Source organism: Ruegeria sp. N10 (assembly GCF_056531545.1).
In genome coordinates, this window is record NZ_JBQFLY010000004.1 from 55,530 (window position 1) to 82,082 (window position 26,553).

Consider the following 26,553-nt stretch of genomic DNA (forward strand, 5'->3'; position numbering starts at 1 on the left):
GTCAGTTCCCCTGATTGCGCGCCTCAAGCCGTTCCAGGTTGACCACTGTCGACAGCATCAGGCGGTCATGGCTCCAATCCCGTGTCTGCTGGATTGAGGCCGACCCCAGAGCCAAAAGGGCACCAAAGATCAGCGTCATTCCAAGGAACACTGCCGGTAGGGCAGGTATCGATGGCTGAACATCGGTCAGCGCGATTACACGTTGCCGCAACACGCGTTTTGCCTTGCCGCCTGTCACAAAGGCAACATTCAGAACGCGTGGGCTGTTGGTTGAGATTGTCCGGGCGCAATAGTCCAGCAGGCACGCCGTGTATTCCCGCGCATCAATCCGTTTGCGCGCAACAACCGACTGGTCGCAGGCCAACTCGCGCAGCCGGCCGAACTGATACTTGAGCATCAGATAGGCGGGGTTCCAGAACAACAGCGGACGCAGCAGCTCAAACCCCAGTTCCCATTCGACGTCACCCGTACGGATATGCTGAAACTCGTGGGCAAGTGCAAAACGCAACTCGCGCGGGGTGTCCAGCAGATGGCTGGGCAGAACGACGTGGCGGCGGCGAAGTCCTCGCACGGCAAAGGGCACAGTGATGCGATCGGACAATCGAATATCCACCTTGGCGGACCGCCGCCAAAGAAAACTGGAATTGACAGTCTGACGGATCGTCATTGCGTCCCGCAAGGCACGCGCAGCGTACACGGCTGCGATACAGGCAAGTATGGCGGCAACGAGGGTGATCACAGGCTGCTGTCCGGACAATGCCAGATCAACCCACCTTTCGCGGGTGTTCAGCAGTGCTTCGAACTGCGTGGCAGGCATTGCGATGTCACCGCGCAGATAGGCTGCAACGGCGATATCACCAAGGGCCACGACACTGCCCGGCCAAGCGTATGTCGCCAGCGACGACACGCAAACCGCGAGAAACGGACTGGCAAGGACGCAGATGCACAGGGTCTTGAGGGCCCGCAACTGTACAACATAGCCATTGCGCAGTGCGGTGCGGCTTAGGGCCGTGCGGGTCATCAGCCAGATGACCGCCGAAAAGGCCAGCACGATGTTGAGTTCGATGAATGCGTCGAGAACCGGTCTAACCGCTGTCATTTTGCAGTCTCCTCTCTACCAGTGCTCGAATTTCCTCCAGGTCGGCTTCGCTCAGCCCCGCGTCGTCGACCAGCCGCGCCACCAGTGTGGCGGGGGTGTCGTCAAAAAGCGTGCGCGACAGATTTTGCAGCGAACGGGCCTGATATCTGTCCTTTTCCAGAAGCGGCGTATAGATCAGGGTTTTTCCCGACTTTTGGCTTTCCACAAAACCCTTCTCGTCCAGAATGCGCAGGATCGTGGCCCCGGATGTATAGGCCAGGTTGCGTTCTGACGGCAGGCGGTCCAGGACATCACGCACCGAGCCTTGCCCGAGGGCCCAGAGCTCGTTCATGAACTCCAGTTCGACCTCGGTCAGCAGATTTGTCGTCTTTTTCTTTCGCATCGGTCTCGGTGTCGTCATGGTTATTATGCCTGACAGACAAGCATCCTTTCGCGATTTCTCAAAGTCTAAACTTTCCAGAACACAAAAACGCCCCAGCCAATCGACAGGAATAGCGGTGTCCAGACCGGTTGCCCGACCAATCCAAGCCACGCCAGGAAAATGTACGCGGACCCCAGAAGGGTTATGAACAGGCGATCCCCTAGCGTGGTTGTCAGCCCCAGAACCCCGCGTCGTTCAATCCCGTCGCGGAATTTGAAGCCTTCCAGCAAGCCAATGCATGCTATGGCCGAGAAGATGCCGACAAACACGGCCAGCGTGGCAGGTGTCCATGCCATCCAGAAATCAGGCCACAAGGGGTCCGTCCACGAGAACCCTTTTTCGGCCTCCTGTCTGACATTGCCCCATCCGGCCTTGGCCTGGGCAAAGGCTGCTGAGGGCACGAAGGGGAGGGTGAGAAGCAGTTTTCGCATGTCGAACCTCACACACGTCCCATCGCGAAGCCACGCGCGATGTAGTTGCGAACAAACCAGATGACGATGGCACCGGGGATGATGGTCAGGGTGCCCGCGGCGGCCAGCAGACCCAATTCGTACCCGGCACTGGATGCTGTGCGGGTCATCACGGCAGCGATGGGTTTGGCTTCAACCGCTGTCAGGGTCTTAGCCAGCAGCATTTCAACCCATGAGAACATGAAGCAGAAGAACGCCGCGACACCGACACCTGCCTTGATGTTGGGCAGGAAGATTGTCACGAAGAAGCGCGGGAACGAATATCCATCCACATATGCGGTTTCATCGAGCTCCTTTGGGATACCACGCATGAACCCTTCCAGAATCCACACCGCCAGCGGCACGTTGAACAGCGTATGGGCCAAAGCCACGGCCAGATAGGTGTCGAAAAGGTGGATCGACGAATATAGCTGGAAGAATGGCAGGGCGAACACGGCCGCCGGGGCCATGCGGTTGGTCAACAGCCAGAAGAACAGCTGCTTGTCGCCGAGGAACCGATAGCGTGAGAACGCATAAGCCGCAGGCAAGGCAACGCAGACGGAAAGCACTGTGTTCAGAGTCACATAGGTGATCGAGTTGATGTAACCCCAGTACCAGGTTGGGTCTGTGAAGATGGTAATATAGTTCTCCAGCGTAAAAGTCTGGGGAAACAAGGAAAAGCCCGACAGGATCTCGTTCGTGGTCTTGAAGGACATCGCCACCAGCCAATAGATCGGAAGCATCAGGAACGCGATATAGAGGATCGGGATGATGGACCGCTTTTTCATTCTGCGTCGTCCTTTGTCATCAGAGTGTAGAAGAGCCACGACACCAGCAGCGTGATGGCGAAGTAGATCAGGCTCATCGCTGCCGCCGGGCCAAGGTCGAACTGCCCCAGCGCGATCTTCACAAGGTCAATCGACAGCAGGGTGGTCGAGTTGCCGGGACCGCCCCCAGTCAGAACAAAAGGCTCGGTATAGATATTGAAGCTGTCCATGAACCGCAGCAGAACCGCGATGGTCAGAACCGTCTTCATCTTTGGCAGCTGGATATAGCGGAACACCGACCACGGGCTGGCGCCGTCGATTTTGGCGGCCTGATAATAGGCGTCGGGGATTGATACGAGGCCCGCATAGCACAGCAGCACGACCAGCGACGTCCAGTGCCACACATCCATGACGATGACGGTTATCCAGGCCGAAAGCGGCTGTTGCGTCATGTCATAGTTGATGCCTAGCACGTCATTCAGGAAATATCCCAGCAATCCAATCTTGGGCAGGGTGAAGATGTTCCACATCGACCCTACAACGTTCCAAGGGATCAGCATCGGCAAGGCCATCAGCACCAGACAGACAGGCACCCAAAAGCCTTTGCGCGGCATCGACAGGGCGACGATGATGCCCAGCGGTACCTCGATGATTAGGATCAGGAAGGTGAACAGAAACTGCCGTCCAAGTGCTGCCTGAAACCGGTCGGATCGCAGGATCTGTTCGAACCAGCCCAGTCCTTCCCAGAAGAACTGGTTGTTGCCGAAGGTTTCCTGCACCGAGTAGTTGACCACCGTCATCATAGGCACCAGCGCGTTGAACGCTACCAGCGCAAGTACGGGCAGGACAAAGAACCACGCCTTTTGGTTTTCCGTTCTCATTGCACCCGCTCCTGAGTTGCGATCCAGCCGTCGCGGTAGACGCGGGATTGTTCGGGTTTGAATTGCAAAAAGACCTGTGATCCCGGTTCCGGTACACTGTGTTCGGTCACGACCTTGAGGGCGGTGTTGCCGACCACGGCGCTGACCACATAGTGGCGGCCGATATCGGCGACCTTGGTCACATGTGCCGGAATGCCAGTGTCGCCGAAACCTACATATTCCGGGCGGATACCCAAATCGGTGCGGCCGCCGTCACCGTGTGTGGGACCTTCCAGCATGACCTCGTGCCCTTCAAATACGGCGCGGTCGCCTTTGGCTTCACACGGAAGGACATTCATACCCGGCGAGCCGATGAAATGGCCGACAAATGTGTGCTGCGGCCGTTCAAACAATTCGACAGGTGTTCCGATCTGAACCACTTCACCGTCTTGCATTACCACCACTTCGTCGGCGAAGGTCAGTGCCTCGGTCTGATCGTGTGTCACGTAGATCATGGTTGCCTGCACGCGCTGATGCAGCTCTTTCAGCTTGGACCGCAGTTTCCATTTCAGGTGCGGGTCGATCACGGTCAGCGGTTCATCAAACATCACCGCATTCACGTCGTCGCGAACAAGGCCGCGACCCATCGAGATCTTCTGCTTGTTGTCCGGGCTTAAACCTGACGCGCGGGTGTTCAGCATGTCCGTGACGTCCAACATCTCGGCGATTTCCAGAACACGGCGCTTGATTGTCGCGGGATCAACACCCCGGTTCTTCAACGGGAAGGCCAGGTTCTCGCCCACGGTCATCGTGTCGTAGATCACCGGGAACTGAAACACCTGCGCGATGTTGCGTTGGTCCGGGGGCAGGGCGGTGACGTCCTGATCATCGAACAGTATCCGACCTTCCGAGGGGGTAAGAAGACCGGATATGATGTTCAGCAGCGTGGACTTGCCACAACCTGACGGTCCCAACAGTGCATAGGCTCCGCCATCGCGCCACGTGACGTCGATTTCCTTCAGCGCATAGTCCTCGGGGCCTTTTGGCGATGGCAAATAGCTGTGTCGGAGGTTTGAAAGCTTGATCTGTGCCATGTCAGGCCACCCTATTGCCGTCTTGGCTGAAGTACCGGCAATGGGCCGGGTTCATGTAGAAACTGTGATCTTCGCCGACCTGATAGGGATGCACACCAGCGGCGAGTGAAACCCAGGCTTCGTCCCCATGCTGGAAATGCGCGCTGGAATCCGAACCTGACAGTTCGGTCACGATCACACGTCCGGTCAGTTCGACATCAGCGTCAGACGTACGGAATGGCGTCACGCGATGAGGGCGCACAGCGACCATATATTCCCCATCGGCCATGTCCGAGACAGCCCAGCCGACATTGCCTGCCAATTGCGCCCGGGCGCTGGCAACGGTGATACGAGCCACATTGATAGGCGGGTCCGAGAATACACGTGCCGCGGCAATGTTTTCCGGATTACGGTAGATGTCGGTGGTTGGGCCGAATTGGGTCACGCGGCCGTCTTCCATCAGCGCGGTGTAGCCCCCCAGCAGCAATGCCTCTTCAGGCTCCGAGGTGGCGTAGACAACGACGGCCCCGCGACCAGCGAACAGGTCGGGCAGTTGTTCGCGCAACTCTTCGCGCAGTTTATAATCAAGATTCGCCAGCGGCTCATCAAGGAAGACGGCGCGGCTTTCTTTTGCAATGGCACGCGCCAGCGCGGTTCGCTGTTGTTGCCCGCCCGACAGCTCGTGTGGGCGGCGGTGGAGCATGGGGCGCAATTGCAGCAGATCGGCGGCCTCTTCCACGCGGCCATCGATCTCGGACTTGGCCATGCCAGCCACGCGCAGAGGCGAGGCGATATTGTCGAATACGGTCATATGCGGGTAGTTCACGAAGAACTGGTGCACCAGGCTGATCTGCCGCTTTTGCGTGTTCAACCGTGTCACGTCCTGCCCGTCCATCAGGACCTTGCCCGAGGCGATCGGGTCCAACCCGGCCATCATCTTGATCAGTGACGTTTTTCCGGAACCTGTCGCGCCCAATAGCACGTTGAAATGGCCGGTTTGCAGCGTCAGGTTGGTTGGCTTGATATGGATGACGTTGCCGACCCGTTTGGTCGCGTCTTGAAGTTCGATCATCTGGGAAACTCGCGGGGCATTCAGGGGTAGGCCGGGCTTAAGCCCGGCCTACGATGTTGCTTTTACTGGGACTGCCAGCGCTTAACCAGTTCGTCATAGTTGACGGTCTGGCCCTGCGGCTTTTCGTTTTCCAGCTTGGCCTTGGGCGAACCCGCTTTTTCCAGCCAGAATGCGTCGTCCTGCGGTTCATTCAAACGCGGGCCACAGCCACCGTAGACACCGGCGCTTTCATCCGCGGCCTGCATACGGGCCATGGTGATGTCCATCTCTTCGGCCAGACGGTCCATCGCCTCTTGCGGGGTGAAGGCGCCCGAGTTCACGTCACCGATCTGCTGCCACCAGATCTGGGCCAGCTTTGGATAGTCCGGTACGTTGATGCCGGTCGGCGACCATGCCACGCGGTCAGGCGAGCGATAGAATTCGACCAGACCACCCAGCTTGGATGCACGTTCCGTGAACGACTCGTGGTTGACCGAGCTGTCGCGGATGAAGGTCAGACCCACATGGGACTTCTTCACATCAACAGTCTTGGACGTAACGAACTGGGCATAAAGCCAGGCTGCCTGCGCACGATCCGAGGGGGTTGATTTCAGGAACGTCCAGGAACCCACGTCCTGATAGCCAACCTTCTGACCTTCTTCCCAGTAGGGGCCGTGCGGGCTGGGCGCCATCCGCCACAGCGGCGTGCCTTCGTCATCCACGGTGTTGTTGCCTTCGGATTTCGGCTTCACCATGTCGGCGGTAAAGGCGGTGTACCAGAAAATCTGCTGGGCCACGTTGCCCTGGCTCAGTGCCGGCAGCGACTGATAGAAGTCGTAAGATGCCGCACCCGGAGGCGCGTAGGCCCGCAGCCATTCGTCCCATTTGCGGATCGCATAGACCGCAGCCGGACCGTTTGCAGCACCACCGCGCGACACCGAGGCGCCGACCGGGTTACAGGTGCCCGCTTCCATGCGGATGCCCCATTCGTCAACCGGAATACCGTTCGGCTCGCCCTTGTCACCAGCACCGGCCATCGAAAGCCAGGCGTCGGTCATGCGCCAGCCAAGGTCGGGCGCGCGCTTGCCGTAATCCATGTGGCCGTAGATCGCCACGCCGTCGACTTCTTTCACGTCATTGGTGAAGAACTCGGCGATGTCTTCATAGGCCGACCAGTTGACCGGAACGCCCAGATCATAGCCGTATTTCTCTTTGAACGCGGCCTTGTTGGCCTCGTCATCGAACCAGTCCTTGCGGAACCAGTAAAGGTTCGCAAACTGCTGGTCGGGCAGCTGATACAGCTTGCCGTCCGGCCCGGTGGTGAACTGAATGCCCATGAAGTCATCCAGATCGATTGTCGGCGAGGTTGTCGCCGCCCAGTCGCCGCCCATCATGTCGGTCAGCGGATAGGCCAGTTGCAGACGCGAGTGGGTACCAATCAGGTCACTGTCGTTGACATAGCCGTCATACAGGTTCCGACCTGTCTGCATCTGGGTCTGAACAGCCTGGACCACTTCGCCTTCGCCAAGGATCTGGTGATTGACCTTGATGCCGGTGATTTCTTCAAACGCCTTGGTCAGAACCTCCGACTCGTAGGAATGCGTCGGAATACCTTCGGACAGGACGTTGATTTCCATGCCAGCGTAGGGCTGTGCAGCTTGGATAAACCATTGCATCTCGGCCATCTGTTCGTCTTTCGACAAGGTCGATGGCTGGAATTCGTCGTCGATCCAACGTTGTGCTGCGGCTTCGTCGGCCCAAGCGGACCCGTGCCCCGCAATGACGGCAGCCGCCGCCACTGCGGAAAGTAGATGTCTCCGCATCTGTCTCCTCCCAAAAATTATGGTTCTCCGGCGGGAACCGGATGCAGAACAGCATCAGCGATTTTTTGCGTATGTGTCAAACTAAATTTTTAGTAATTGACGTTCAGGTATTCTGGAGCCGCGTGAAATGAATTTGTATCCAACGCTGTAAACGGTTGTAACTACCTAATTCTGTTATCGAAATTTCAAAATTTCTCCGCGAGGGAAATAGGGAACTCCACTGAGATCCATTGCAAGCAAGAGATGACAGAGGGTGCGTTGAATTGCATTCGCGTTGCGAGAGGCATGGACACTGATCCGGCACTCGTGAGAAGTCAGGCAAACCAGCTTCCCGGATCACTACTGCTGAAACTCAGTGCTCACATGGCACCAATCCGTTCCGACAAAAGGCCAGTTGTGGCAATGCGGACGTAGCACTGCCTTGCCGTTCACGGTATTCCGTGTCCATATAAAGAAAATCTCCGGAGCCGGTTCGTGAAGAAGAATACCCTCAACACCCATCGTGAGCTGGAATTGCTTGATGCCCTCAGACGTTTGGGTGGAACGGCCCGGAATTCGGATTTGGCGAATATGCTCGGCGTATCCGAAGAGACGGTGCGCCGAACGATCAAAGCCTTGTCAAAGGCGGGTACGGTCGAACGCGTTCATGGCGGAGCTTACCTTGCCGGAGTGCAGGGTGCCCCCAACTTCTTTCACCGGATATCACAAGACGCGGATGAAAAGCGTTTGATTGCCGGGCATACCGCGAAACTGGTTCGCGATCAGATGACCGTTTTCCTGGATGTGGGATCGACAACCGCTTTCGTCGCTGAAGAGCTGCGCCAGGTCAGCAACCTCACGGTTGTCAGCAACTCCATCGGTGTCGTTCAGACCTTGGCCGGGGTCAACGGAAACCGGGTGCACCTTTTGGGGGGTGAGTTGCAGATCGATGAAAGGGGGACGTTTGGTCACGTCACCCACAAGCAGCTGCAACGCTATGCCTTTGACATCGTGATCCTGAGCACGGACGCGATTTCCGACAGCAAAGGGTTTCTCTACCACAGCGCGGTCGAAGCGGATCTTGCATCGGTGGTGGTCAGGTGTGCGGACCAGGTTGTCATGGCTGCAGCGCATTCCAAGTTTGGTGAAAGGGCACCTTATGTGGGGCCGGACCCTCGGCTGGTGCATTCGCTGGTCACGGATGCTGTGCCAAAGGGTGGGGTGGCCAGATTCCTTGACCGTTGGGGCATAGAAATTCAGATCGCTGATGACAGTTAGATTGCAGTTTCCAGACGCGGCCCGGATGGTCATACTGCTTTGGGATGGAAGAAGCTAAGGAAGAGTGGCAGCCCGTAGGGGAATCGAACCCCTCTTTCCAGGTTGAAAACCTGGCGTCCTAACCGATAGACGAACGGGCCACTTGGTATCAGGTCACAAGCGCAAATGGCAGCCCGTAGGGGAATCGAACCCCTCTTTCCAGGTTGAAAACCTGGCGTCCTAACCGATAGACGAACGGGCCACGCTGGCTTGTGGAGGGCCTTTTACGGTTTCGCTGTGACCCCCGCAAGCGTAAAAACGCAGGGATCGGAAAGTTTTTTAGCGCACCAAAGCTGCGTGTTAACGGGCTTCTGCCGCGTCCTCCAGCCTGAGCTGCACAGATTGGCGTCCGCCCCAGGTGTTGACCTCTAGCCGACCCGCAAAATGAAAGCGCGCACCGCCGTGATTTGACAGTTTTTCGCCCATCGGCCCGTCAAAAGCACCAAAGGCAATCGCATCCAGCCCGCCGCCCATTCCATCGGTCAGCGACAGTTTCAGATGCGATTCACCGACCCGTTTGGCAAAGCGAACCTGCAGGTCAGGCAACGCATAGCGCGGGGCCGGAGCACCGGCGCCAAACGGTCCGGCCTGTTCGATCTGCTCGATCAGATCCACGGTTGCCGCGCCGGGCATCAACGCGCCATCCAGTTTAAAATCCGCAGGACCGCCCTGGCCGGCCCCCTGTCTGGCCAGCAACTCGCTCAGGCGCTCCATTGCGGGTTCCAACTGATCGCGCATGACGGTCAAACCTGCGGCCATCTTGTGGCCGCCTCCTTTGACCAGCAACCCTTCGGCTGCCAGACGCTGGATCGAAGCCCCAAGATCGACGCCAGAAACCGAGCGGCCCGAACCCTTACCCTCATCCCCATCAAAACCGATCACGATTGCCGGTCGATTGGCTGTCTCTTTCAACCGAGACGCCACGATACCAACGACACCGGGGTGCCAGCCCTCGCCTGCCGCCCAGACCAAAGGGGCGTCCAAGCCACGCGCCTCGGCCTGCGCCAGCGCGGCGGCACGCACCGCGTTTTCAATGTCGCGGCGCTCAGTGTTCAATGCATCCAGACGTTCGGACAACGCCTGCGCCTCATGCAGAGAATCGGTACTCAGCAAGCGTGCGCCCAGATCGGCCTGACCGATCCTTCCCCCGGCATTCACACGGGGCCCAAGCAGAAACCCCAGGTGATAACTGTTGGGTGCTGTATCCATGCGCGAGATATCGGACAGCGCGACAAGGCCGGGGCGCTGCCGCTGTGCCATCACTTTCAGCCCCTGTCGCACCAGGGCGCGGTTAGCTTCTATCAGCGGCGCCACATCGGCAACGGTCGCCAGGGCCACCAGATCCAGAAGGGCCATCAGGTCCGGTCCCCTTGCGCCTGAGTCACGCAGCTGGCGACCGGCTTCGACCAGCATCAGAAACACCACGCCTGCCGCGCAAAGATAACCAAGATCGCCGCTTTCATCCTGTCGGTTTGGATTTACCACAGCGACGCAATCGGGCAGCGTCTCGCCCCCCAGATGGTGGTCCAGAACGATCACATCCGCACCCGAAGCCGCCGCAATCGGATCATGGCTGAGCGTGCCGCAATCAACGCAGATGATCAGGTCATGCCTGGCCGCAAGCTCCTGCATTGCGGGAACGTTGGGGCCATACCCTTCGTCGATCCGGTCCGGCACATAAAGCGTCGCCTGCACGCCCATCTGCCGCAGCCAGACCAGCAGCAACGCGGCAGAGCTGCCGCCATCGACATCGTAATCCGCAAACACCGCAATTTTTTGACGATTGCGGACGGCTTCCAGAAAGCGCGTGGCGGCAACTTCCATATCCTTGATGGCCCGCGGATCAGGCAGCAATTCCTTCAGCTTTGGGTCAAGAAAGCCGGGCGCCTCCGATACCGGCACGCCGCGCCGGGCCAGAACCTGGCAAACGGCACGGGGCAGGTCGGTTTGTTGCGCCATCATCTCGGCCGCCCGCTCAATCTCCGGGCTGGGTCCAACCCAAAGCCGTCCCGTCAGTGATTGCTCGACTCCAAGAAAACTCATTGCTCGCCTCTCATGCGCCAAGGCCGGACCCTTGCGGACCCGGCCTCTTCACCTTTTCAGAAATACTCTCGCCGAAGGCAACGGCGCAAGCCGTTACGTGTTGTCATGCGGCCATGTCGGCGTGCGGTAGGACATGCGGCGCACCGACCCGGTCTTGGACCGCATCAGCAGCGTCGTGGTTTCCACCCAGCCGGGCTCGCGCTTGATCCGGGGCAACAAAGAGCCACCGGTCACGCCGGTGGCGGCAAAGATTACATCTGCCGTCACCATCTCATCGCGTGTATATACACGATCCAGATCCGTGATGCCTGCCTTTGCGGCCCGGCCACGTTCGTCATCGTTCCGGAACAACAGGCGACCAAAGATCTGCCCACCCATGCATTTCAGCGCAGCGGCGGCCAGCACACCCTCGGGCGCGCCACCCTGGCCCATATACATGTCGATGCCGGTTACTTCGCTTTCAGCGCAATGCATGACACCCGCCACGTCACCATCAGTAATCAGACGGATCGCGGCACCGGTTTCGCGCACTTCGGCAATCATCGCTTCGTGGCGCGGGCGTTCCAGAATGCAGACGGTGATGTCAGCGGCTTTACATCCCTTGGCCTTGGCCAGCGCTTCGACACGCTCGCGTGGCGACATGTCCAGATTGACGACACCTTCAGGCAGCCCCGGGCCAACCGCCAGTTTGTCCATGTACACATCCGGCGCGTGCAGCATCGAGCCACGCGGGCCCATGGCGATGACGGTCAGTGCGTTCGGCATGTCCTTGGCAGTCAGCGTGGTGCCTTCCAGCGGATCCAATGCAATATCCACACCGGGGCCATTGCCGGTGCCAACCTCTTCGCCGATATACAGCATCGGCGCCTCATCGCGCTCGCCTTCACCGATGACAACGACACCTGCGATATCCAGTAGGTTCAGCTGTTCGCGCATTGCGTTCACAGCGGCCTGATCCGCGGCTTTCTCATCGCCCCGGCCTACCAGCGAAGCCGAGGCCAGTGCAGCCTGTTCCGCCACCCTGGCCAGCCCCAGAGAAAGCAGGCGGTCATTGAAATCGGTCTTGGCAGCACTCATGTTTCTGTATCCTCTGGTCAGTATAGCCGTGTCTTCCGGCATAGCTTGCGTTTCATGCAGGCCGCAAGGTCAAACCGCTTCAATCCGCAATGCAACTGGGTCGCCTGCAACCACATCGGTTTCGCGGAAACCCTCCAACGCGACGTCCAGCGCCGTTCGGGTGGTCTTATGGGTGACGATCAGCACAGGCGCTGTGCTTTCGGCATGTGCATATTGGCGCATCCGGTCAATTGACACCCCGGCATTGCCCAGAATGGCCGCAACCTTGGCCAATGCACCAGGTTTATCCAGCAGGCCCAGCCGCAGATAGTACGGCGCAGGTCGACCGGTGACGGCGGGAACTGCGGTTTCAAGCGTTGTGGCTGGGCGGCCAAAGGTCGGGATTTGCAATCCGCGCGCCAGATCGCAGACATCGCCCATCACAGCGCTGGCTGTCGGACCTTCGCCTGCGCCGGGGCCGCGCAGAACAACCTGCTCAACCGCGTCGCCTTCGATCACGACCATATTGGTGCCGCCTTCCAGCTGGCCCAGTGGCGAGTCGCTGGGTACCAGGCAAGGCTGCATGCGTTGCTCCAGCCCGCGCGCGGTGCGCTGCGCCACGCCAAGCAATTTAATGCGAAAGCCCATGTCTTCGGCCTGATCAATGTCGTCCAGGCTGATCTGCTGAATACCCTCAATCTCGATCCCGTCGAAATTCGGCTTGGTCCCAAACGCAATCGAGGATAGCAGAGCCAGCTTGTGCGCAGCGTCGATACCTCCGACATCCAGATTGGGGTCGGCCTCAAGGTATCCCAATTCGGCGCATTCATCGAAAAGGGCATTGTAGCCCTGACGCTGCGATTGCATCCGAGTCAGGATGTAGTTGCACGTTCCGTTCATCACACCCATCACGCGGGTGATTTCGTTGCCCGCCAGACCTTCGGTCAGGGACTTGATCACAGGGATACCACCGGCGACAGCGGCCTCAAACCGGATCACTCGACCAGCGGCCTCGGCCTTTTCGGCCAGTTCCTGCCCGTGGATGGCCAGCAGCGCCTTGTTGGCGGTGACCACATCCTTGCCACTGGCCAACGCTGCTTCGACCGAGGCTTTGGCAGGACCGTTCTCGCCACCCATCAATTCGACATAAACGTCTATGTCGTCGCGTTTTGCCAGTGCAACCGGATCGGTTTCCCAGGCATAATCCGACAGATTCACGCCACGGTCCTTGTTCGGGTCGCGCGCGGATACAGCCACGATTTCAATCGAACGGCCTGTGCGGGCCTGCAACAATTCTGCATGGCGGCGGACGATCTTGACGACACCCACGCCGACCGTTCCCAAGCCCGCAATTCCCAGCCGCAGTGCCTGTGTCATGTCGTGGGTCCTCTTCCGCTCGAATTCTTCTGGTGTCGGATGCTTGTCCAATCAGCGCTGCCTTAGCGGGTTCAGGCCAAGGGTGCAATCCGTCACCGGGGGATAGTGGGGGTGATTTATGACGCGTCAGTTGGTTTGCGCGTTTTGTAGCGCCTGCGCCTTTTGGGCCAAGGTATTGCTGCGTTGTGTCAGTTCGTCTTCGACGGCTGCCGCCTGATGGATCGGGTCCACCGGTGGCCCTAAGGTTTCCTGCAACGGAATAAGGCGCGGGTAGGGGGCGGATCTGACTGCAGCCGGTTCGCTGCCTTCCAACTCGGGAATGTCCGCACAGGCGGCGCAAAATAGAATAAGGGGCAAAACAGGCAGCAGTTTCATGTCGCAGGCTTTTCGGTCTTTGTTGCCCCATCGTGATGCACGTTTTGACGACATCGTTCAAGCGGGGTTCTATATGAACATCTGTTCATATACTGTAGACCCATGGCACGCACTCAAGGCTCACATTCCGACATAACCGGCCCACGTATCCGCAAGGCCGCGCTGCACCTGTTTGCGCGCTATGGGTATGCCGCTGTCTCGATGCGGCAGATCGCAAAAGAGGTCGGCGTGCAGGCAGGCGCGCTTTATAACTATACGCCTGACAAACAGAGCCTTTTGCACCGGTTGATGCGCGAACACATGCAGGACCTGCTTGAGGCGCTTGATGCAATGGGCCGTTGCGACGACGCTGAAGACGCCTTGCGCCAGTTTATCGGCTTTCACATCCGCTTCCATTTGCAACGCCCCGACGAAGTTTTCATCGCCTATATGGAGTTGCGCAATCTTTCGCCCGAAAACTTTGCTGAAATCGAAGACTTGCGGCGCCAATACGAAAACGTGCTGGAAAGCATCCTTGACTCAGGGCAGCAGGCCGGACAATTCGCAATTTCGGACACGAAGATTGCAACGCTGGCCGTGATAGCCATGCTGAACGGCGTGATGACCTGGTACCGTTCGGGTGGTCGCCTGTCACTGGACGAAGTCGAAGAGATCTATTGGAACATGGTGCACAAGGCTGTGACGGCCTGACAGGGTCAAACCGTCACGCTGTTAGTGCGCGGGGCGAATGAACGTGCCATTGCGCAGCTCGCGAAATGCCTGTTCCAGTTCGGCCCGCGTGTTCATCACGATGGGGCCATGCCACGCGACGGGTTCATTGATTGGAGCCCCAGAGATCAGCAGGAACCGCACACCTTGGGGGCCAGCCTGAACGGTGATTTCATCGCCCGTGCCAAAACGGACAAGCGTGCGATCCCCTGACATGTCGCGGATATTGACCTCTTGCCCGGCGATTTCCTTTTCCAACAGCACACCTGTCGGCTGCGAGGCATCGGCAAAGGCGGCCTGACCCTGAAACACATAGGCGAAAGCACGGCGATACGTATCGATCCGGAGAGTTTTCTTCACACCCGCCGGGACAGAGATATCCAGATATTGCGGGTCAGCAGCTATCCCGTCTACGGGTCCAGTCTTACCCCAGAAATCACCTACGATCACCCGCACTGTCGTGCCATCGTCATCGGTGATTTCGGGGATATCCTTGCTTTGGACGTCCTGATAGCGCGGGGCGGTCATCTTCTGGTCCGAAGGCAGGTTGCCCCACAACTGGAAGCCGTGCATCTGGCCTGAGATGTTGCCGCTTGGCATTTCCTGATGCAGGATACCGGATCCGGCGGTCATCCATTGCACATCACCGGCGCCAAGCGTGCCGGTGTTGCCCAGCGAATCCGAATGTTCGACCGTGCCGGTCAGGACGTAAGTGATCGTTTCGATCCCCCGGTGCGGGTGCCAGGGAAAACCGGCCTGATAATCCTGCGGGCGTTCATTTCTGAAATCATCAAACAGCAGAAAGGGATCCAGTTCGGACGGGTCCTGAAACCCGAATGCGCGGTGAAGTTTCACACCAGCCCCTTCCATTGTGGGGATGGCTTTGCGTGTTTCCAACGTCGGTCTAAGGGACATGTTTGCCTCCGTTTCATCCGGGCAGCATGTAATCTCTGCGCCACAGCAGTCAATTTGCACAAAATAACCGGACCTGTGCGAAATTGTTTTGCAGCCAAACCCCTGTTGTTTCCGGCGCAAAATGGCTAGATCGAAGCGGATCAGACAGGAGACATCCATGCAGGACGACGTGTTGGCAACGATTCAGGCCTCATCCCCCAGACGATGGACCGGGGTAGGGATGCTGACAACGGTTGGAATGCTGGTTACTTATGTCGCGCTGGCATCGCCGCCCGAACCGGTTTGGCAGGTGTTTCTGTTTGTCGTTGGCGGTGCATCGCTTTGGCTGGCGCTTCGGGTCTGGCGCGCCACAGAAGACTGTATCGAACTGACCCGGACCGAGTTGCGAACGGGATCGGGTCAGGTCATCGCGGAAGTGGCCGATATTGAAACGGTGGATCGGGGTGTATTCGCGTTCAAACCGTCAAACGGCTTTCTGGTCCGTACGCGAAACAAAGCGGCGAACCGCTGGGCTCCGGGATTGTGGTGGCGGGTAGGTCACCGGGTTGGCGTTGGCGGCATGACATCTGCCGCCGAAGCCAAGTTCATGTCCGAAATTCTATCCGCTATTTGTGCAGACAAACGGGGTCCTGGATAAGTTACACGCAACTTCGTTGGTAAAGCGGGGACGGGTGAAGATGAAGTTCTCAAAAGTGATACCTGTCGCAAAGTCCCAACCCGGTCTAAACGTGGGGATGTATTCATTCGACGTTTCGACCAGAATAACCGTGTCCTGATTGGGCATTGGCGGCAGGCGATCCTTGATTTCATCGATGCTGTTGTCGTCCCATTCATTGTCAAAGCCGCGAACGGTCGACCAGCGAACATAGTGGCGTTCATCGTCCTCGTCGTAAACGATCAGCGACACACGCATTTTCACGTCTGACCGGTTATTGATCATCTTGCCCGCCAAATCGTGCAGCGAGTCGATATACACATCGGTTACGGCATCCGTTTCACGCGATATCAGGTCGCTGATTGTGTAGGCTGCCTTGAGGTTTGACGCACTTTGACGAAATCCTTCAAAAGCCGTGAAGGTGAACGTGATTGTCCAAAGCATCAACGGGAAAATCATGAGGGCTTCTACGGTCAGAATGCCGTTTTCATCATTCTTGAAGGCTTTGGCACAGTTCTTCAATTTTCTGAGTGCAGACATGATCTTACAGTGGCTCCTGTACGAATGCTGTCGTCGCGGTCACCACATAGTGACCGGTTTCATCCGGGACCAGCTTTGCAATGGCGGAAGCCTCAAGAACCGGATCGATACGCAGACAGGCCCGCAGGATCATCAATTCATTGGATAAGCCATTGTCAAACTTGAACACCTGCAATGGATCGGCCTCTTCAGAAGTATCAGTGCATTCAACTTTTTCTGGAAGATTGATTCCTTCAAACGCATTCTGTTTGATCATTTGCAGCCGCAAATTACCGCTGCAATCCTTGATGCCGGAAACATCGCAAATCTGATCCCTGATCTTGTCGTGTTGCCAGTCAGTGCCGGTACCCAGTCGAATATCCCGTACGACCAGATCGACCCCACGCTCCAGTGCAGCATGTTTCATTGTGATGATCGACAGCTCGGCACCGGCCACAAGAAGCGCCAGGAAAAACGGAATGAGCATGACAAACTCAATTGTCGCATTTCCGGCCTCAGAGTGCCGAAATAGACGGAGCTTCAAGAGTTTTTTGCTGATCATTGGGTTAGCCTCAGCTTGCGGATCGACGATGCGATGGATTCAAAGGCTTTCTCAAGGTTCAGGCCACTTACGTCATAGACGTGGCTGTCAGAGCTGGCACAGTCTTTGAGGGTCCTGTATCCGCTTCTGGGCGCTTCGAATGCGATACCGTAAACGATGATACCCTGATCTTTGGCCGCATCACAAATGTGTTTGGTGCGCTGGTTCTTGGCCGACGTTTCGACTTTCGCGTAGGCCTTGGAATACCATTCTGCCCAACCGCTGGACTGCCAGTAATAGTTGTACCGTGCGTTCCAACGCAAGGACGCTCGGTTAAACAGTTCGGGATATGTCAACCGAACCGCAGTACCGCGTTCTTCGTTTTCAGAAGTCTCAGGTTCCGGGTTTCCGAAGGGATGATCCGCCCAAACACCTCGAATTCCATTCTCGTCTACGTGTTGAGGCCAGAAAAAATTCGGACGACCCTGAGAATGGTACACGGTGTATTCATCAGCTTCCGGGTTGTACCAGACGTCTGACATACCTTCGCGCAGCGATGGGTTAAGCATGTATTGATCGGTGTTCTGACCATCGGTCATAACAATGGCGATCTTCAGAACGTCGGTGCCATAGTCCGAGGGACGGACCGAGAATTTTGATGGCACAATTGTTGTACCTGCATAGGATGGATCCTGTTCCAGTGACAGGTCGCGAACAATTCCGCGCATGCTCGGGTCCAGTAGGGCAGTGCCCCACTTCATCCCAATATCAATCGACGTGTTCCCACCGGGGGTGAGGGACGCAATCTGGGCAAGCAATTTGTTCATATTGTCGGTGACAGGGGTGATTGCACTCCCTGCGCGGACCGGACAAACAGGCAGGTCGATTGACCCTTCAGAATAGGTGAAAGGATCGAAATGGGCGGTACGTTCCAGCCTGTCATCCCGTTCCAGATCAGAATCGCTGTACTGCTCTGGAATGAAGTTTACGCAGTGCGAATAACTGTGTTCCTGCGTGACATTCGTGAACTTGTCCAGGATTGATGCTCCTGCGCTTACCTGCGTTGCGTAAGGAACAATCGAGATTGAAATCTGCGTTTCGTTCGGTTTGTCTAGCATGAGCCTTACAAATTCCGATGCAGCTTCTTTGAGAACTGCGATTTTGGTCTTAGATGGCGTGGCGGACGGATAAGACATGGAACCGGAGATGTCGAGAACCAGCGAGATTTCGACAGCGCCAATGGATTCTTCGGCCGTACTACTTGATTTCAGGTTCAGTTTAGGAACGCCGCCATACCGCAGGTAACGCGTTGTTAGAACAGCCTCAGCAGTTGCAGACACTTTCTTGGAGCCAAAACCTTCAACAACTGTCGTAACGGCGTTCAGATTGCCCAGCCCGGCCTTGTCCATATAGGAATCGACAACCGTCTTGGCGGGAAGGTCCTGGTCGAGGTCTGCGGCTGCTAGCACAGCACGGTCCAGTGTGGATTGCAGGCTGGCACGGTCGCGCTCATACTTCATGACATCCATGGACATGCCGGTAATCGCCAGCATCAGGACCACCATAAACAATACGAAAATGGTGAAGACGCCATCTTCGTTCCGAGCGAACTGCTCTAACTTGAACGTTTTGCGCTTCGGTTTCGAGCCGTCGTTACAAAGCAAGGAATTAAGCATTCTGGTTACTCCGCTTCACACGTCGAATTCGTGCGTCAAAGAAAAAGAGATTTGGGACAAAGTTAATTTTCAAACGTGGCGTGAATTGGGCGAAAAAGGCTTGGTTTTGGCCTTTTTACGCGCCCGAGGGGTATAATTCGGACCGTTTCAGGTGATCTGTCGATGAAATGAAAACAATTCGTTAAGGAGTTGGCCGATCTGAGCGACTCACCCTGGGGCAACTAAGCATGCGTTCATAAAATGATTAAAAAAAGTGCATTGTTTGATTGCAGCATGCCGCCAGTGGTGCGACAAAACGTCGTGACGTATCGTCATGTACCGCTACGGAGGATTTTATGACCGGCATCAAAGAACCCAGCTTTCGTGAAAGTGTTGACCTGATGTTCAACAGGGCAGCCGCCCTTATGGAGCTGCCGCCGGGGTTGGAGCAAAAGATCCGTGTCTGCAACGCAACCTACACAGTTCGATTTGGCGTTCGGTTGCGTGGTGAAATTCATACCTTCACCGGCTACAGATCTGTCCACTCGGAACATATGGAGCCGGTCAAGGGCGGTATTCGATATGCCACCGCAGTGAATCAGGACGAAGTCGAAGCCCTGGCTGCGCTGATGACGTATAAGTGCGCGCTTGTCGAAACGCCGTTTGGTGGCTCCAAGGGGGGGCTTTGCATTGATCCACGAGAATATGAAGAGCATGAGCTGGAACAGATCACGCGGCGATTTGCGTATGAGCTTGCAAAGCGAGACCTGATAAACCCTTCGCAAAACGTGCCCGCGCCCGATATGGGCACCGGTGAACGTGAGATGGCCTGGATCGCCGACCAATACGCGCGGATGAACACAACGGATATCAACGCGCGCGCCTGTGTCACCGGCAAGCCCTTGAATGCGGGCGGCATTGCCGGGCGGGTCGAGGCGACCGGACGTGGCATCCAATATGCGCTGCGCGAGTTTTTCCGCCACCCTGAAGACATTCAAAAAGCAGGTTTGTCGGGCAAACTGGATGGTAAGCGCATTATCGTGCAGGGGCTTGGCAATGTAGGTTATCACGCAGCCAAGTTCCTGAGCGAGGAAGATGGCGCGCGCATCACCGGAATCATCGAATGGGACGGTGCACTATTTAATCCCGACGGCATTGACGTCGAAGCCGTGCGGCAGTGGATTGTCAAACACGGCGGCGTAAAAGACTATCCCGATGCGACCCATTCCGCTGAAAGTGCAGCAGTGATGGAGGCCGAATGCGACATTCTGATCCCGGCGGCTTTGGAGGGTGTTATTAACCTGTCGAACGCCGATCGGATCAAGGCGCCGCTGATTATCGAAGCTGCCAATGGTCCGGTTACCGCTGGCGCGGATGAAGTCCTGCGCAAGAAAGGCACAGTGATCATCCCCGACATGTATGCAAATGCGGGCGGTGTGACGGTGTCTTATTTTGAATGGGTCAAGAACCTTAGCCATATCCGCTTTGGCCGGATGCAGCGTCGACAGGAAGAATCGCGTCATGAACTGATCGTCAGCGAGCTGGAAAGGCTGGACCGGTACCTGGGCGATGCATGGTCGATGTCGCCGGACTTTAAGGCCAAGTACCTCAAAGGCGCGGATGAGCTTGAGCTGGTGCGCTCGGGTCTCGATGACACAATGCGCATTGCTTATCAGTCGATGCGTGAGGTTTGGCACAGCCGTGATGATGTCGAGGACCTGCGCACGGCGGCTTATATCGTGGCGATTGACCGTGTTGCGAAAAGCTACCGCGCCAAAGGTCTCTGAATCAGACAGGCGGGGTGATCAATTCGCCCCGCCTGCATCGGCTGCGGCTTGAATGTCCATGACAGCCCGTTAGGTTGACGGGCAATCTACGTCAAAGAAACGAATCTCCGGAGAATTCCATGTTGCGTATCGCTTTTGTTGCGGCTCTGTTGGCCACCCCTTTGGCCGCTCAGGAAACCAAGGAGCAAAGCTGCAAGTATCAAGCAGATGTGGTGGCAGCGATCCAAAAGGCGCGGCTGGACCGCGTAAAAGAACGCGATGTGGCGCAAGCCGTGGCGGATAGCGGCCCGACATGGCCCGAAAACTACAATGCTGCAATCCCGCTAATCACGCCTTGGGTTTATGAGCAAAAGATGCGGGACGTGCGCAAAAAGGATCTGGGCGCCGCTTGGCTTGAGCTGTGTTTGCAGCAATAATCCACAGCCCGGACATTTCCCTGTGGACAACCGCGCGCCATCCCCTTGGCGCGCGTTCCTGTTTCTGTCAGGTTTGACTCATGTCATTGCCCCCCGGATTTCTGGACGAATTGCGCACGCGGCTCAGCCTGTCTCAGGTTGTCGGGCGCAAGGTCATGTGGGATCAACGCAAGTCCAATCAGGGCAAAGGGGACATGTGGGCGCCTTGCCCGTTTCATCACGAAAAGACGGCCTCATTCCATGTCGATGATCAGAAGGGGTTTTACTACTGCTTCGGCTGTCATGCCAAAGGGGACGCGATCAGTTTTGTGAAAGAGACCGAGAACGTCTCGTTCATAGAAGCAGTCGAGATTCTGGCCCGCGAAGCCGGGATGCCGATGCCTGCGCGCGACCCGAAGGCGCAGGAAAAACAGGACCACCGCACACAGCTGGCTGATGTGATGGAACAGGCGGTGCAGTTCTTCCGCCTGCAACTCAAGACCGGGGCAGGAGCCGCCGCACGAGACTACCTCGCGCGCCGCGGGTTGAACGCGCAAGCGCTGGACCGGTGGGAGATTGGATTTGCTCCGGACGATTGGCAGGCACTGTGGGACCATCTTCGCGGCAAGAACGTGGCCGAGGATATGATCCTTGGGGCCGGGCTGGCCAAGCCTTCAAACAAAGGCAAAAAGCCCTACGACACCTTCCGCAACCGCATCATGTACCCGATCCGCGACCAGCGCGGGCGTTGTATCGCGTTTGGCGGCCGTGCGATGGACCCGAATGACAACGCGAAATACCTGAACTCACCCGAGACCGAGCTGTTCGACAAAGGACGCAGTCTTTACAATCAAGGCCCGGCACGACAGGCGGCAGGTAAGGGTCAGCCGCTGATCGTGGCCGAAGGTTATATGGACGTGATCGCGCTGGCCGAAGCAGGTTTTGGCGCGTCGGTTGCCCCTTTGGGAACGGCCATCACCGAACATCAATTGCAACTGCTGTGGCGGATCTCGGACGAGCCGATCATTGCGCTGGACGGCGACACAGCAGGTCTGCGCGCTGCGATGCGGGCGGTTGATCTGGCTTTGCCGCTGCTCGAAGCTGGAAAGTCGCTGCGGTTTGCCCTGATGCCAGAAGGCAGAGACCCCGACGACCTGCTGCGCGCCGAAGGGGCAGGCGCTGTGAAGGCCGTGCTGGATGGTGCCATTCCGATGGTCAAGTTGCTTTGGCGGCGCGAGACCGACGGCAAGGTGTTCGACAGTCCTGAACGTAAGGCGGCTTTGGACAAGTCCCTGCGCGAGAAAATCAAGCTGATCCGCGACCCATCAATACGGGCGCATTATGGGCAAGAGATCAAGGACCTGCGCTGGCAATTGTTCCGCCCGCAACGGCAGCAGCAATCCCGGCAATGGCAACCGCGCGGCAAATGGGTGCCGCCAAAACAGCCTGCCACGCCCGGCGCGCGGTCCTCGTTTCTGGCCTCGTCCGAGAATGCCGAGATTCAACTGCGCGAAGCGGCCATTCTGGCGATTGCCGCGCTTAACCCCCAAGTCGTCGTGCAGTTCGAACAGCAACTGGAAGAGATGGAATGCCGCGATCCCGATCACGCCGCATTGCGAACTGCAATCCTGCGCCACGCGATCGATGACCCGGACAATCTGAAGGACCATATTGCCGAAACTATAGGGCCAGAGGCCCTTGAAAACCTGCTGACCCTTCGCCATGTCGCCGTAATCCCCTGTGTGTTCAAACCAGGCGACGTTGAGAAGGCCGAGATGACACTGGCCGAAGAACTCGCGAAAATCAAAGCGCTCCGGGGGTTGGATGCTGAGATTGCCGAAGCCGCCGAGGAGATGTCCGATCTGGCCGACGAGGCACTGACATATCGGCTGGCGCAAGCGGCAGAAGAACGCAACCGGACAAGCCGAAGCCAGAATGAAGACAGGGCCATATTCGACATCGCCGACAACGGGGCGCGAATCAACCGCGACGAGAAAGACGCGTTCGAGGCGATTATGTCCGGCATCAAATTCGAGCGGAAACGCCGGTAAAATGGTGTTTTCGTAAGGCACTGGAAAAGAAAAACGGGTAAACGGGTGGCCGAATCACTTCTACGCGCTAATGATTCGGATCAAACGAATCACCCATCCCTGCAGGAGCATTGAATGGCCGCCAAAGACACGACCGAAGATCGCAAATCCGACGAGCAGGACCAGGAAATCTCGCTGGACATGAGCCAGGCCAACGTCAAGAAGATGATCGCCGAGGCCCGCGAGAAAGGTTACATCACCTACGATCAGCTCAATCAGGTTTTGCCGCCCGATCAGGTCAGCTCGGAACAGATCGAAGACGTTATGTCTATGCTGTCCGAGATGGGCATCAACATCATCGAAGATGAAGAGGCTGAAGAAGAAGAGAACAAGGGCTCGACCGAACTGACGACCACCGAAAGCAACCGCGAGGTTGCGTTGGCCGGGGCTGCCACCGAAAAGCTGGACCGCACCGACGACCCCGTTCGCATGTATCTGCGCGAGATGGGTTCGGTTGAACTGCTGAGCCGTGAGGGCGAGATTGCCATCGCCAAGCGGATCGAAGCAGGGCGCAACACCATGATCGCTGGTCTGTGCGAAAGCCCGCTGACCTTCCAGGCGATCACCATCTGGCACGACGAATTGCTGTCCGAGGACATTCTGCTGAGGGATGTCATCGATCTGGAAACCACGTTCGGCAACCAGTTGGACGAAGACGGCGACGCGCCAGTCGTTGATGCGTCTGCCGTGCAGGCTGCAAAACCTGCAAGAGAGGCCGGGCCGGAACTGGATGCGGATGGCAACCCGATCACCAGCGACGACGATGATGACGAAGACGATCAGGTCAATATGTCGCTGGCCGCGATGGAAGCGGCATTGAAGGATCAGGTTCTGACCACTCTGGAACGGATCTCTACCGATTTCGCGATGCTGTCTGAAATGCAGGACAGCCGTATTTCGGCCACCCTGAACGAGGATGGCACGTTCAGCGAAGAGGACGAAGCGACTTATCAGAAGTTGCGGGCCGAGATTGTGCAACTGGTGAATGGTCTTCACCTGCACAACAACCGGATCGAAGCTTTGATCGATCAGCTTTACGGTATCAACCGTCGCGTTATGGCGCTGGACAGCTCGATGGTGAAGCTGGCCGATCAGGCGCGGATCAACCGTCGCGAGTTCATCGACGAATACCGCGGCCGCGAACTTGACCCGAACTGGCTGGCCGAGATGGCGGAAAAGCCGGGTCGGGGTTGGCAGATGTTCATCGAACGCTCGACCGCGAAGGTCGAAGAGCTGCGCAACGACATGGCTCAGGTCGGCCAGTATGTGGGTCTGGACATCAGCGAATTCCGCCGCATCGTTCAGCAGGTCCAGAAGGGCGAAAAAGAGGCGCGGCAGGCCAAGAAGGAAATGGTCGAAGCCAATCTGCGTCTGGTGATCTCGATCGCCAAGAAGTACACGAACCGCGGCCTGCAATTCCTTGATCTTATTCAGGAAGGTAATATCGGCCTGATGAAGGCGGTAGACAAGTTCGAATACCGCCGCGGCTATAAGTTCTCGACCTATGCAACGTGGTGGATTCGTCAGGCGATCACGCGTTCAATCGCGGATCAGGCGCGCACGATCCGCATTCCGGTTCACATGATCGAAACGATCAACAAGCTGGTCCGGACCGGCCGCCAGATGCTGCACGAGATCGGCCGCGAACCGACACCCGAGGAACTGGCCGAAAAGCTGCAAATGCCGCTTGAGAAGGTTCGCAAGGTGATGAAAATCGCCAAAGAGCCGATTTCGCTGGAAACGCCGATTGGTGACGAAGAAGACAGCCAGCTGGGTGATTTCATCGAGGACAAGAATGCCGTGCTGCCTCTGGACAGCGCCATTCAGGAAAACCTCAAGGAAACCACCACACGGGTTTTGGCCTCGCTCACCCCGCGCGAAGAACGTGTGCTGCGGATGCGTTTCGGCATCGGTATGAACACCGACCACACGCTGGAAGAGGTGGGTCAGCAGTTCAGCGTGACCCGCGAACGTATCCGCCAGATCGAAGCGAAGGCGCTGCGGAAGCTGAAGCATCCCAGCCGATCCCGAAAACTTCGGTCCTTCCTGGATCAATAATTTCCAAGGCGCCTCACCCGAGGCGCCTTTTTTCAATCAAGGCGCTCTTCACGATGGCCTGTTCTCCCATCACATTGGCGGGAACGCACAAGGCCCGGACCTCCTGTCCTTCTATATCCGTTCTGTCCACTCATGGGACGGGCCGGGGCGAGGTTTTTCAAGCTGATGACCCCCGGTCTCATGTCCGTATCGGGTGTGCCAATCGTGTCTTGAACGCGCTGGGCGGCTGGCCTGTCCAACGTTTGAAAGCGGTCGAAAATGCGGCCTGATCCGCATAGCCCAGCGAATAGGCGATTTCGGACAAGGGCATTTCATTCTTGATAAAGGTCTGCGCCAGGTCGCACCGCAGATCGTCGACAACATCGCGATAGCTGGTGCCTTCATCCCTGAGGCGCCTGCTGAAGGTTCTAAGGCTCATCCCCAGATCAGCCGCGACGCTTTCGGCCTGCGGGATTGTGCCGGGCAGGGAACGGGTAACCAGCCCTTCGACCTTGGAGCGGGTCAGATGTTTGGGCGCACCTCTCTCAGAAAGCAGGCGATCTGCATATCCCAGCAAGTGCTCTCTGAGTTGGGGGTCATATGTCGGCACAGGCAGGTCCAGCGCGGAAAGTGGCAGGATAATCTCGAGGTTCTCAGCCCCAAAGGTCACAGGAAAACCGGCAAGCTTCTCAAATCTTCGGGCGTGGTCGCCGACCCTGTGCTGAAACCGAATTTCTATCGGATAGAGATTGACTTGCGTCAGGTTCCGCATTCTGGCCAGGGCAGCAAATATCAGGAATTCGGTGCGTCTGTGATACCGCGCAAATCCGGGGTCTTTCCACTCGGCTTCCAAGGTCGCAAAGTTACCCGCGACGCGCAGGTTAAGCGCGATGGCAGGGTCGATGATGCCGTGAAAGCGCGAGAGGTTCTCCATCACCTGTTTCAGATCGCGGGAATACTTGCTGATATAGGCGGTCACGGTCGAGGCTGACGTAACCTCAAGACCCGTGCGAGCCGCAAACGTGACGTCGTGGGTGGCGTCACATGCATAACGGATAAACAAAGCCTCGCTTTGTACGCTGTAGGTTGAGACCGGCGGCGCGATATCCTGAGGGCGCAGCCCTGCCATCTTCAGGACATTACAGGACATATCGCCATTTCCGGAATAGCGGTCCAGTGCCTGAACAAACAGATGAAGTCGGCCGATATCGACATCCATCGCGAAGCAGTACCTCAAATTTTCAAATACATAAGCGGACTATTACAGAATTCTCTTTCATGATCGACGGTGCTGACAAGTCGATTTCACACAGAAACAAGCCATCGGTGGCAAATTCTCGAAATTTATTGACCGGTATGGACAAGCGTCGCCATGTGCAACGAACCAATTCAGCAATGTTGCCGGGTCCAGACCTTTATGGGGATGAGGTCAGAGCCTCGGGGAAATCACCAGCCTCTGGTCAAGGCTCCCCGGCACGCCCCCATACCTTTCGTACATGTCGCATTGCTTCGCTCAGGTGGTTTTGTCAGGCTGGCTTTAAGTCAAAAATACCGGTGAAAA

The 26,553-nt window shown here is 57.2% G+C and carries 24 protein-coding genes and 2 tRNA genes; 7 read left to right on the forward strand and 19 right to left on the reverse strand.

The genetic code is table 11. The annotated features are described in order from the left end of the window. Position 1: 1 nt before the first annotated feature. From ACR0JI_RS07590 to ACR0JI_RS07625, 8 genes are all read right to left on the reverse strand, one after another. Positions 2-1,099, reverse strand: a complete 1,098-nt coding sequence (locus ACR0JI_RS07590) for a M56 family metallopeptidase (protein ID WP_480493505.1) — start codon at positions 1,097-1,099, stop codon at positions 2-4. Next, entirely contained in the window at positions 1,086-1,481 is a 396-nt protein-coding gene (locus tag ACR0JI_RS07595) for a BlaI/MecI/CopY family transcriptional regulator (RefSeq protein ID WP_480476368.1), read from the reverse strand. The genes ACR0JI_RS07590 and ACR0JI_RS07595 overlap by 14 nt, the downstream gene beginning before the upstream one ends. A 65-nt stretch (positions 1,482-1,546) precedes the next feature. Next, positions 1,547-1,951: a DUF2160 domain-containing protein gene (locus tag ACR0JI_RS07600; RefSeq protein WP_480476370.1), complete on the reverse strand. Its 405-nt coding sequence runs from the start codon at positions 1,949-1,951 to the stop codon at positions 1,547-1,549. Between the two features lie 8 nt (positions 1,952-1,959). Next, positions 1,960-2,757, reverse strand: a complete 798-nt coding sequence (locus ACR0JI_RS07605) for a carbohydrate ABC transporter permease (RefSeq protein WP_155139158.1) — start codon at positions 2,755-2,757, stop codon at positions 1,960-1,962. Next, entirely contained in the window at positions 2,754-3,617 is an 864-nt protein-coding gene (locus ACR0JI_RS07610; protein ID WP_480493503.1) for a carbohydrate ABC transporter permease, read from the reverse strand. The genes ACR0JI_RS07605 and ACR0JI_RS07610 overlap by 4 nt, the downstream gene beginning before the upstream one ends. Continuing rightward, positions 3,614-4,690 (reverse strand): ABC transporter ATP-binding protein, encoded by a 1,077-nt coding sequence (locus tag ACR0JI_RS07615; RefSeq protein WP_480476374.1) that lies wholly within the window; start codon positions 4,688-4,690, stop codon positions 3,614-3,616. The genes ACR0JI_RS07610 and ACR0JI_RS07615 overlap by 4 nt, the downstream gene beginning before the upstream one ends. 1 nt (position 4,691) lies before the next feature. Next, positions 4,692-5,741, reverse strand: coding sequence for an ABC transporter ATP-binding protein (locus ACR0JI_RS07620; protein ID WP_480493502.1), 1,050 nt, complete (start codon positions 5,739-5,741; stop codon positions 4,692-4,694). A 62-nt stretch (positions 5,742-5,803) separates the two neighbouring features. Beyond that, a complete protein-coding gene (locus ACR0JI_RS07625; RefSeq protein WP_480476378.1) occupies positions 5,804-7,543 on the reverse strand; it encodes an ABC transporter substrate-binding protein in 1,740 nt (579 codons plus the stop codon). A gap of 474 nt (positions 7,544-8,017) precedes the next feature. On the opposite strand from ACR0JI_RS07625, the gene ACR0JI_RS07630 reads away from it, so the two are divergent. Continuing rightward, complete coding sequence (locus ACR0JI_RS07630; RefSeq protein WP_480476380.1) at positions 8,018-8,800, forward strand: DeoR/GlpR family DNA-binding transcription regulator; 783 nt, start codon at positions 8,018-8,020, stop codon at positions 8,798-8,800. 65 nt (positions 8,801-8,865) lie between these two features. Here the strand turns inward: ACR0JI_RS07630 and ACR0JI_RS07635 are convergent. The 6 genes from ACR0JI_RS07635 to ACR0JI_RS07660 form a co-directional block, all read right to left on the reverse strand. Next, positions 8,866-8,940, reverse strand: a tRNA-Glu gene (locus ACR0JI_RS07635). 26 nt (positions 8,941-8,966) lie between these two features. After that, positions 8,967-9,041: transfer RNA gene (locus ACR0JI_RS07640), tRNA-Glu, on the reverse strand. Positions 9,042-9,139: 98 nt separating this feature from the next. After that, complete coding sequence (gene recJ / locus ACR0JI_RS07645) at positions 9,140-10,882, reverse strand: single-stranded-DNA-specific exonuclease RecJ (RefSeq protein ID WP_480493500.1); 1,743 nt, start codon at positions 10,880-10,882, stop codon at positions 9,140-9,142. 93 nt (positions 10,883-10,975) lie between these two features. Beyond that, positions 10,976-11,959 (reverse strand): class II fructose-bisphosphatase, encoded by a 984-nt coding sequence (gene glpX, locus ACR0JI_RS07650; protein WP_480493498.1) that lies wholly within the window; start codon positions 11,957-11,959, stop codon positions 10,976-10,978. Between the two features lie 69 nt (positions 11,960-12,028). After that, the gene (locus tag ACR0JI_RS07655; RefSeq protein WP_267366139.1) at positions 12,029-13,315 is read right to left on the reverse strand and encodes a homoserine dehydrogenase; all 1,287 of its coding nucleotides are present in this window, start codon (positions 13,313-13,315) and stop codon (positions 12,029-12,031) included. 126 nt (positions 13,316-13,441) lie between these two features. Then, positions 13,442-13,690, reverse strand: a complete 249-nt coding sequence (locus ACR0JI_RS07660) for a hypothetical protein (RefSeq protein ID WP_480493496.1) — start codon at positions 13,688-13,690, stop codon at positions 13,442-13,444. Positions 13,691-13,792: 102 nt separating this feature from the next. Between ACR0JI_RS07660 and ACR0JI_RS07665 the strand changes: the two genes are divergently transcribed. Then, positions 13,793-14,380, forward strand: coding sequence for a TetR/AcrR family transcriptional regulator (locus tag ACR0JI_RS07665; RefSeq protein WP_267366137.1), 588 nt, complete (start codon positions 13,793-13,795; stop codon positions 14,378-14,380). Positions 14,381-14,401: 21 nt separating this feature from the next. Here ACR0JI_RS07665 and ACR0JI_RS07670 read toward each other — a convergent pair whose 3' ends face one another. Beyond that, positions 14,402-15,313, reverse strand: coding sequence for a pirin family protein (locus ACR0JI_RS07670; protein WP_480493494.1), 912 nt, complete (start codon positions 15,311-15,313; stop codon positions 14,402-14,404). 157 nt (positions 15,314-15,470) lie between these two features. Here ACR0JI_RS07670 and ACR0JI_RS07675 point away from each other — a divergent pair, with 157 nt between their 5' ends. Next, entirely contained in the window at positions 15,471-15,950 is a 480-nt protein-coding gene (locus ACR0JI_RS07675) for a hypothetical protein (RefSeq protein ID WP_480493492.1), read from the forward strand. On the opposite strand, the gene ACR0JI_RS07680 is transcribed toward ACR0JI_RS07675, so the two are convergent. The 3 genes from ACR0JI_RS07680 to ACR0JI_RS07690 are packed head-to-tail and all read right to left on the reverse strand — an operon-like array spanning position 15,912 to position 18,704. Further along, on the reverse strand, positions 15,912-16,508 hold the full coding sequence (locus tag ACR0JI_RS07680) for a TadE/TadG family type IV pilus assembly protein (protein WP_480476396.1): 597 nt from the start codon (positions 16,506-16,508) through the stop codon (positions 15,912-15,914). The two genes, ACR0JI_RS07675 and ACR0JI_RS07680, sit on opposite strands and share 39 nt — an antisense overlap. 4 nt (positions 16,509-16,512) lie before the next feature. Further along, positions 16,513-17,049, reverse strand: coding sequence for a TadE/TadG family type IV pilus assembly protein (locus tag ACR0JI_RS07685; protein ID WP_480476398.1), 537 nt, complete (start codon positions 17,047-17,049; stop codon positions 16,513-16,515). Continuing rightward, positions 17,046-18,704, reverse strand: a complete 1,659-nt coding sequence (locus ACR0JI_RS07690) for a pilus assembly protein TadG-related protein (RefSeq protein WP_480493490.1) — start codon at positions 18,702-18,704, stop codon at positions 17,046-17,048. Before ACR0JI_RS07690 ends, ACR0JI_RS07685 begins: the two co-directional genes overlap by 4 nt. A gap of 335 nt (positions 18,705-19,039) precedes the next feature. Between ACR0JI_RS07690 and ACR0JI_RS07695 the strand changes: the two genes are divergently transcribed. The 4 genes from ACR0JI_RS07695 (at position 19,040) to rpoD (ending at position 25,013) form a co-directional block, all read left to right on the forward strand. Then, the gene (locus tag ACR0JI_RS07695; RefSeq protein ID WP_480476402.1) at positions 19,040-20,470 is read left to right on the forward strand and encodes a Glu/Leu/Phe/Val family dehydrogenase; all 1,431 of its coding nucleotides are present in this window, start codon (positions 19,040-19,042) and stop codon (positions 20,468-20,470) included. 119 nt (positions 20,471-20,589) lie between these two features. Continuing rightward, positions 20,590-20,886, forward strand: coding sequence for a hypothetical protein (locus ACR0JI_RS07700; protein ID WP_480493488.1), 297 nt, complete (start codon positions 20,590-20,592; stop codon positions 20,884-20,886). Positions 20,887-20,966: 80 nt separating this feature from the next. Then, positions 20,967-22,916 (forward strand): DNA primase, encoded by a 1,950-nt coding sequence (gene dnaG / locus ACR0JI_RS07705; RefSeq protein ID WP_480493487.1) that lies wholly within the window; start codon positions 20,967-20,969, stop codon positions 22,914-22,916. Positions 22,917-23,030: 114 nt separating this feature from the next. Further along, positions 23,031-25,013, forward strand: coding sequence for an RNA polymerase sigma factor RpoD (gene rpoD, locus ACR0JI_RS07710; RefSeq protein WP_480493485.1), 1,983 nt, complete (start codon positions 23,031-23,033; stop codon positions 25,011-25,013). 178 nt (positions 25,014-25,191) lie between these two features. Here rpoD and ACR0JI_RS07715 read toward each other — a convergent pair whose 3' ends face one another. Next, a complete protein-coding gene (locus tag ACR0JI_RS07715) occupies positions 25,192-26,211 on the reverse strand; it encodes a helix-turn-helix domain-containing protein (RefSeq protein WP_480476410.1) in 1,020 nt (339 codons plus the stop codon). Positions 26,212-26,553: the final 342 nt, after the last annotated feature.